The sequence below is a fragment of the Halanaerobium sp. genome (genome assembly GCF_003070835.1).
Genome location: NZ_QBLR01000199.1, coordinates 1 through 6218, shown reverse-complemented (window position 1 = coordinate 6218; position 6218 = coordinate 1). Strand labels below are relative to the sequence as shown.

General features: G+C 35.6%; 10 protein-coding genes. All 10 read right to left on the bottom strand.

Going from position 1 to position 6218, the window contains the following annotated elements; translation table 11 throughout:
* Positions 1 to 108: 108 nt before the first annotated feature.
* Positions 109 to 855 (bottom strand): tRNA pseudouridine(38-40) synthase TruA, encoded by a 747-nt coding sequence (gene truA, locus CI949_RS15210; protein ID WP_108139028.1) that lies wholly within the window; start codon positions 853 to 855, stop codon positions 109 to 111.
* A gap of 10 nt (positions 856 to 865) precedes the next feature.
* On the bottom strand, positions 866 to 1657 hold the full coding sequence (locus tag CI949_RS15205) for an energy-coupling factor transporter transmembrane protein EcfT (protein WP_108139026.1): 792 nt from the start codon (positions 1655 to 1657) through the stop codon (positions 866 to 868).
* Between the two features lies 1 nt (position 1658).
* On the bottom strand, positions 1659 to 2507 hold the full coding sequence (locus CI949_RS15200; RefSeq protein ID WP_290767813.1) for an energy-coupling factor transporter ATPase: 849 nt from the start codon (positions 2505 to 2507) through the stop codon (positions 1659 to 1661).
* A complete protein-coding gene (locus CI949_RS15195; RefSeq protein WP_290767811.1) occupies positions 2501 to 3322 on the bottom strand; it encodes an energy-coupling factor transporter ATPase in 822 nt (273 codons plus the stop codon). The genes CI949_RS15200 and CI949_RS15195 overlap by 7 nt, the downstream gene beginning before the upstream one ends.
* Positions 3323 to 3342: 20 nt before the next feature.
* A complete protein-coding gene (rplQ, locus tag CI949_RS15190) occupies positions 3343 to 3684 on the bottom strand; it encodes a 50S ribosomal protein L17 (RefSeq protein WP_108139020.1) in 342 nt (113 codons plus the stop codon).
* 13 nt (positions 3685 to 3697) lie between these two features.
* A complete protein-coding gene (locus CI949_RS15185) occupies positions 3698 to 4645 on the bottom strand; it encodes a DNA-directed RNA polymerase subunit alpha (RefSeq protein WP_290767808.1) in 948 nt (315 codons plus the stop codon).
* Between the two features lie 52 nt (positions 4646 to 4697).
* A complete protein-coding gene (gene rpsD / locus CI949_RS15180) occupies positions 4698 to 5324 on the bottom strand; it encodes a 30S ribosomal protein S4 (RefSeq protein ID WP_108139016.1) in 627 nt (208 codons plus the stop codon).
* A gap of 28 nt (positions 5325 to 5352) precedes the next feature.
* Entirely contained in the window at positions 5353 to 5751 is a 399-nt protein-coding gene (gene rpsK, locus CI949_RS15175) for a 30S ribosomal protein S11 (RefSeq protein WP_108139014.1), read from the bottom strand.
* Between the two features lie 16 nt (positions 5752 to 5767).
* A complete protein-coding gene (rpsM, locus tag CI949_RS15170; protein ID WP_133529428.1) occupies positions 5768 to 6148 on the bottom strand; it encodes a 30S ribosomal protein S13 in 381 nt (126 codons plus the stop codon).
* Positions 6149 to 6168: 20 nt separating this feature from the next.
* The coding region (gene rpmJ / locus CI949_RS20990) for a 50S ribosomal protein L36 (RefSeq protein WP_365941763.1) at positions 6169 to 6218 on the bottom strand (50 nt) is incomplete at its 5' end.

Sequence of the window (6218 nt, the reverse complement as noted above, 5' to 3'; positions counted from 1 at the left end):
CTCTCTATAATTACATGAATTTATTCTCAACGGGGCTTGTTGTTGGACAGAATAATTCATAGTAATTTTAATACAATCTTCTGCTTTTGTCAAGTTAAAAAATATAAATTAATCATAAAATACTTCGATTAATGTTAAACCCTGAGCCGGAGCAGTAAAACCAGCATTATTTCGATCACAACTCTGCAGAATATATTCCATTTCCGACAGAGTTCTTTTTCCCAGACCGGTTTCAATAAGTGTACCGGCTAAAATCCTTATCATATTATATAAAAAACCATTTCCAATGACATCAATCCAAATTTCGCCATTATCTGCTGCATAAAGATCCAGAGAATAGATTTCTCTTACTGTTGATTCAGCTGAAGATCCGGCAGCACAAAAAGCAGCAAAATCATGTGAGCCTTCAAAGACTTTAGCGGCTCTCTGCATAATTTCTATATCAAGTTTTTTATAAACATTATAAACAAAATTGCGGACAAAAACTGAATTAAAATTACTGTTCAAAATTCTATATCTATATTTTTTGCCCCGTGCATCAAATCTAGAGTGGAACTCTTCATCCACTTTTTCTGCTTTTTTACAGATAATATCAGCAGGTAATTCGCTATTTAAAGCGATTGGAATTTTATGAGCTGGAATATCTACATCCAGAAAGAAATTCGCCGTCTGACCAGCCGCATGAACCCCGGCATCTGTCCTTCCTGCACCAGTAATCCTAACTCTTTTTTTATTAATTCTAGTCAGAGCATTTTCTAACTTCTGCTGTATTGTCTGACTGGTGTTTTTTTGAATCTGCCAGCCACTATAATTATTTCCATCATATTCGACTATAATTTTATAATTTTGTTTCATTTAATCTCACCTAATAAAATGATACAGCAACTGCCAGAATAATAATTATAATTAAAGCAATAAAATCATAATACTTAAACTCCAGCTCGTGCAGTCTTGTTCTGCCTTCTCCTCCCCGATAACACCTGGACTCCATAGCAAGTGCAAGATCATCTGCTCTTCTAAAAGCACTTATAAATAACGGAACCAGTAAGGGAATTAAACTTTTAGCTCTCTGAATTAAATTACCGGATTCGAAATCAGCACCCCTTGCCTGTTGAGCTTTCATAATTTTATCAGCCTCTTCCAGTAGAGTTGGAATAAACCTTAGAGCTATTGTCATCATCATTGACAGCTCACTGGCTGGAACTCCAAACCTCTTTAAAGGTGATAAAATATATTCAATTCCATCTGTTAACTGCAGGGGAGAAGTGGTTAATGTTAAAAGTGAGGTGAATAAGATTAAAATAAATATTCTACTCACCATAAAAAAACCGGTGTATACTCCTTCAGATTCTATAGAAATAAATTTCCAGGCCCAAAGAACTTCGCCACCTTTAGTTAAGAAAACATGAATTACAAGGGTAAATAATACCAAAATCAATATTGGCTTTAAACCTTTGAGAACTTTTTTTAATGAGATTTTGGATAATAAAATAACTACCAAAATAAAAGCAGAAAAAAAGCCAAAACCACTAAATGTATCAATAGTAAATAAAGCAATTATTAAAATCGTTGTAATAATTATCTTAATCCGGGCATCCAGAGCATGAACAATAGAATCGCGTGCTATATATTGACCAATTGTTATATCTTTTAGCATATTATTTGCTCCTCAATGCTTTAATTATTTCAGCTGATGCCTCAGATATAGAAAATAAATTTGTATTTACCTTCAATCCTTTTTCTTCCAGACGGTGTAGAATTTCTGTGATTTGAGGAAGATCAAGAGAAAGTTTATGCAGCTCCTGTTCCTGAGAAAAAACTTTCACTGGTGTATCATCAATAACAATTTCTCCCTGATGCATCACAATAACTCTACTTGCAAGTTCAGCTATCTCTTCCATCCGGTGTGAGATTAAGATGACTGTCATTTCAAGTTCCTGATAGAGATATTTCAGCAGTTCTGCAAGCTGTTTTCTACCCTGTGGATCAAGTCCAGCACTGGGTTCATCCAGAACTAAAACGTCAGGTTTTAGAGCTAAAACTCCAGCGATTGCAACTTTCCGCTGCTGGCCTCCACTTAAATTAAATGGAGAGCGGTCTTTAAATTCTTCGTAACCAAGACCTACTAAATCCATAACCTCTTTAACTCTTTTCTCTATTTCACCCTTTTTTAAACCAAGGTTTTTAGGGCCAAAAGCTATGTCCTGATAAACTGTTTCTTCAAACAATTGATGTTCAGGATACTGAAAAACTAAACCAACATGACGTCTGGTTTCTTTTAAATTGCTTTTTTCATTAGTTATGTTTTTTCCATTAACCTTAACGGTTCCAGAACTTGGTATGATCAGTCCGTTAAAAAGCTGAACTAAGGTAGATTTACCAGAACCAGTGTGTCCTACAATTCCAATAAATTCTCCCTTGCTGATCTCTAAATTAATCTCTTTTAATGCTTTAACATTATTTTCATCCTGATAGATATGGCTAACATTATTTAATTCAATTAACATAATGCATCCACCAACTCATCTATGCTTAAAATATCAGGAATATTAATCTTTTCCTGACGCAGATATTCAGCAACCTCAACTGCAACAGGTATATCTAAGTTAACATCTTTTAACTCCTCAACTAATCTAAAAATGGATTTTGGACTCCCTTTATGCAAAATCTGACCCTGGTTCATAACAATAACCTTATCTGCATTTATCGCTTCCTCCATAAAGTGAGTTATATGGACAACAGTAATTCCTTTTTCTTTGTTTAAATATTGTACTGTTTCCATCACTTCTTTTCTACCCTGCGGATCAAGCATTGCAGTCGGTTCGTCAAGAACTATACAGTCAGGTTCCATGGCAATAACCCCGGCAATTGCGACTCTCTGTTTCTGCCCACCAGATAATTTATGAGGGGCAAATTTTTGAAATCCAGCCATTCCTACCATTTCAAGAGATTTATCCACTCTCTGACGAATCTCTTCGGTTGGAATCCCTAAATTTTCAGGTCCAAATGCTACATCATCTTCAACCATAGAAGCAACAAGTTGATTGTCCGGGTTTTGAAAAACCATTCCAACCTTCTGCCTAACCTTCCAGGTATTATCACGATTATTAGTATTTAAACCTGCAACAAAAATCTCTCCTTTGGAAGGAGTTAAGAGTACATTTAATAACTTTGCCAGGGTAGATTTGCCTGAACCATTTGAACCAATAATAACAGCAAAATCACCGGCTTCAATCTGCAGATCAATATTCTGCAGGGCCGGTCTATCACTGTCGTCATTTTCATAAAGAAAATCTACCCCATTTATTTCTATCAGGCTCATATTAACACCTACATTCAGTATTATTCTACTAGTTCAATAATCGCTTGCTTAGCTGCATCTCCACGACGGGGATACATTTTTAAAATTCTTGTATAACCACCAGGTCTTTCTGAATACTGAGGTGCGATCTCATCAAATAATTTTGTAACTACTTCTTTATCTTTGATTTTGCTCATCACTTTACGCCTTGAAGCAAGATTGTTGGTCTTCGCAGCAGTAATAAGCTTCTCAGCATAAGATCTTAATTCTTTTGCCTTAGGTAGTGTAGTTTCGATTCTTCCCTCGCGAAACAATGATGTTGCCATGTTGCTTAACATAGCCTGACGATGGGAAGATCTTTTCTGTAATTTACGCTTAGCCACCTAAAATCCCTCCTTAAATTTCATTCTCTTTTAAATCCAAATCAAGTTCATCTAATTTATCTTTAATTTCCTGTAAGGATTTTTTACCAAGATTACGAACCTTCATCAGATCATCTTCAGTTTTGTCAACTAATTCTTCAACTGTATTGATCCCGGCCCGCTTCAGACAATTAGAAGAACGAACTGAAAGCTCTAATTCTTCAATTGTTGTATCTAAGATTTTATCCTTTTCTTCTTCTTCTACTTCTACCATGATTTCTACCTCTTCAATTTCATCAGTTAAATTGATAAATAGTTCAAGATGCTCAACCATAATTTTAGCAGCAAGACTGATAGCATCATCAGGATGAATACTACCATTTGTATCTACTTCCAGAACCAGACGATCAAAGTCAGTTACCTGACCAACTCTGGTATTTTCGATATTAAAATTGGCTCTATCAATAGGACTGTAAGAAGAATCTATTGGAATTAGACCAATTACATTATTATCAAATAAGTCTTTGTTTTCTTCAGCGGTATGATAACCTCTACCCTTATCTACAGTAGCCTCTAAAACAAGTCTGCCATCCTCCGCGAGAGTGGCAATATGGTGATCTTTATTGACAATCTGTACATCACCTGAAGAAATAAAATCTCCAGCAGTTACCTCTCCTTCTCCTTCTGCCTCTAAACGAATAGTTGTCTGTTCATCACCTGAATACTTAACAACTACTTCTTTCAGATTCAAAATAAGATCTGTCATGTCTTCAACTACTCCTGGAATAGCTGAAAACTCATGCTTTACTCCCTCTACTTTAACTGAAGTAAGTGCGGCTCCAGGTAGAGAAGAAAGCAAAATACGACGCAGAGAATTACCAAGAGTAGTTCCATATCCTCTTTCTAAAGGAGAAATTTCATAACGACCATAGTTTTCATCACTTTCCAGTCTTTCCACACGTGGTTTTTCAATTTCTATCATATTATCAGCTTACCCTCCTTAAATTAACAATTTTATGACTGAGGGTATTCATTTACCGTGAATAATACTCGACAATCAGGTGCTCTTCTACCGGATAATCGATATCTTCCCTCTCTGGTAATGCAACAACTGTACCTTCTGCTTTTTCAAGATCAGAATTAAGCCATTCCTGTGTAGCAAAGTCAGCATTGTATTCAAAAATCTCTTTAAAACGCTTGGACTTGCGGCTGGAATCTTTTACACTAATAACATCATCTACATCTATTTCATATGAAGGAATATCAACCTTACGTCCATTCACTTTAATATGACCGTGTAATACAAACTGTCTTGCTTCACTGCGGGAGCTGGCAAAACCCATTCTGTAAACAATATTATCCAGTCTTCTTTCTAATAACTGGAGGAAGTTTTCACCTGTAACTCCATTTTCGTTTTCAGCCTTTTCGAAGTAATTACGGAACTGCTTTTCCATAATTCCATAAATTCTTCTAACTTTCTGCTTTTCTCTTAACTGAGAACCATATTCTGATACTTTCTGACGTCCCTGACCATGTTCACCTGGAACATAAGGTCTACGATCAAAAGAACACTTATCACTATAACAGCGGGCGCCTTTTAAATATAATTTTTCACCTTCACGCCTGCATAATTTACAAACCGAACCTGTATATCTTGCCATTTTTACACCTCAACTTTCTATTATATAATTATATACGTCTTCTTTTCGGGGGTCTACATCCATTATGTGGGATAGGAGTAATATCTTTAATTAAAGTAATATTTAAACCTGCAGACTGTAGAGTTCTAATTGCAGACTCTCTACCAGATCCAGGACCTTTAACATAGATTTCTACTTCCTTAAGACCCATTTCTTTTGCTTCATCAGCAGCATTTTCTGCAGCCAGCTGAGCAGCAAAAGGAGTACTTTTTCTGGAACCTTTATAACCAACTTTTCCAGCACTTGACCAGGCAATTACCTTACCTTCTTCATCAGTAATTGAAATAATTGTATTATTAAATGTAGATTTAATATGAGCCTGACCTTTTTCTATATTGCGTTTAACCTTTTTTCTTCTACGTGATTTTTTCTTCTTATTTTTAGCCATTAATTAAATTCCCTCCTTACTTAGCTGGTTTTGATCTAGTTACACCAACAGTTTTCTTAGGACCTTTACGTGTACGAGCATTTGTTTTAGTTCTCTGTCCACGCACTGGTAAACCTCTGCGGTGACGAAGACCACGGTAACAACCAATATCTTTTAATCTTTTAATATCAGCTCTTCTTTCTCTTCTTAATTCACCTTCAACTATATAGTGCTCATCAATTTCACTTCTTAAATTTGAAATTTCAGCTTCAGTTAAATCTTTAATTCTTGTATCAGGATCAATGCCTGTGCTCTCAATAATTTTTTGAGAAGTAGTTCTACCGATACCATAAATATATGTCAATCCAATCTCTACCCTCTTATTTCTGGGAAGATCAACACCTTCAATTCTAGCCATGATTTCACCTCCAGTATTTTTTATCCCTGACGCTGTTTATGCTTGGGATTTTCACAAATAACCATTACTT

What these genes read in the sequence shown, in the direction of transcription:
- rpsM (WP_133529428.1), bottom strand. Translation starts at nt 6,148, where the DNA reads ATGGCTAGAATTGAAGGTGTTGATCTTCCCAGAAATAAGAGGGTAGAG.
- CI949_RS15205 (WP_108139026.1), bottom strand. Translation starts at nt 1,657, where the DNA reads ATGCTAAAAGATATAACAATTGGTCAATATATAGCACGCGATTCTATT.
- truA (WP_108139028.1), bottom strand. Translation starts at nt 855, where the DNA reads ATGAAACAAAATTATAAAATTATAGTCGAATATGATGGAAATAATTAT.
- rpsD (WP_108139016.1), bottom strand. Translation starts at nt 5,324, where the DNA reads ATGGCAAGATATACAGGTTCGGTTTGTAAATTATGCAGGCGTGAAGGT.
- CI949_RS15200 (WP_290767813.1), bottom strand. Translation starts at nt 2,507, where the DNA reads ATGTTAATTGAATTAAATAATGTTAGCCATATCTATCAGGATGAAAAT.
- CI949_RS15185 (WP_290767808.1), bottom strand. Translation starts at nt 4,645, where the DNA reads ATGATAGAAATTGAAAAACCACGTGTGGAAAGACTGGAAAGTGATGAA.
- CI949_RS15195 (WP_290767811.1), bottom strand. Translation starts at nt 3,322, where the DNA reads ATGAGCCTGATAGAAATAAATGGGGTAGATTTTCTTTATGAAAATGAC.
- rpsK (WP_108139014.1), bottom strand. Translation starts at nt 5,751, where the DNA reads ATGGCTAAAAATAAGAAGAAAAAATCACGTAGAAGAAAAAAGGTTAAA.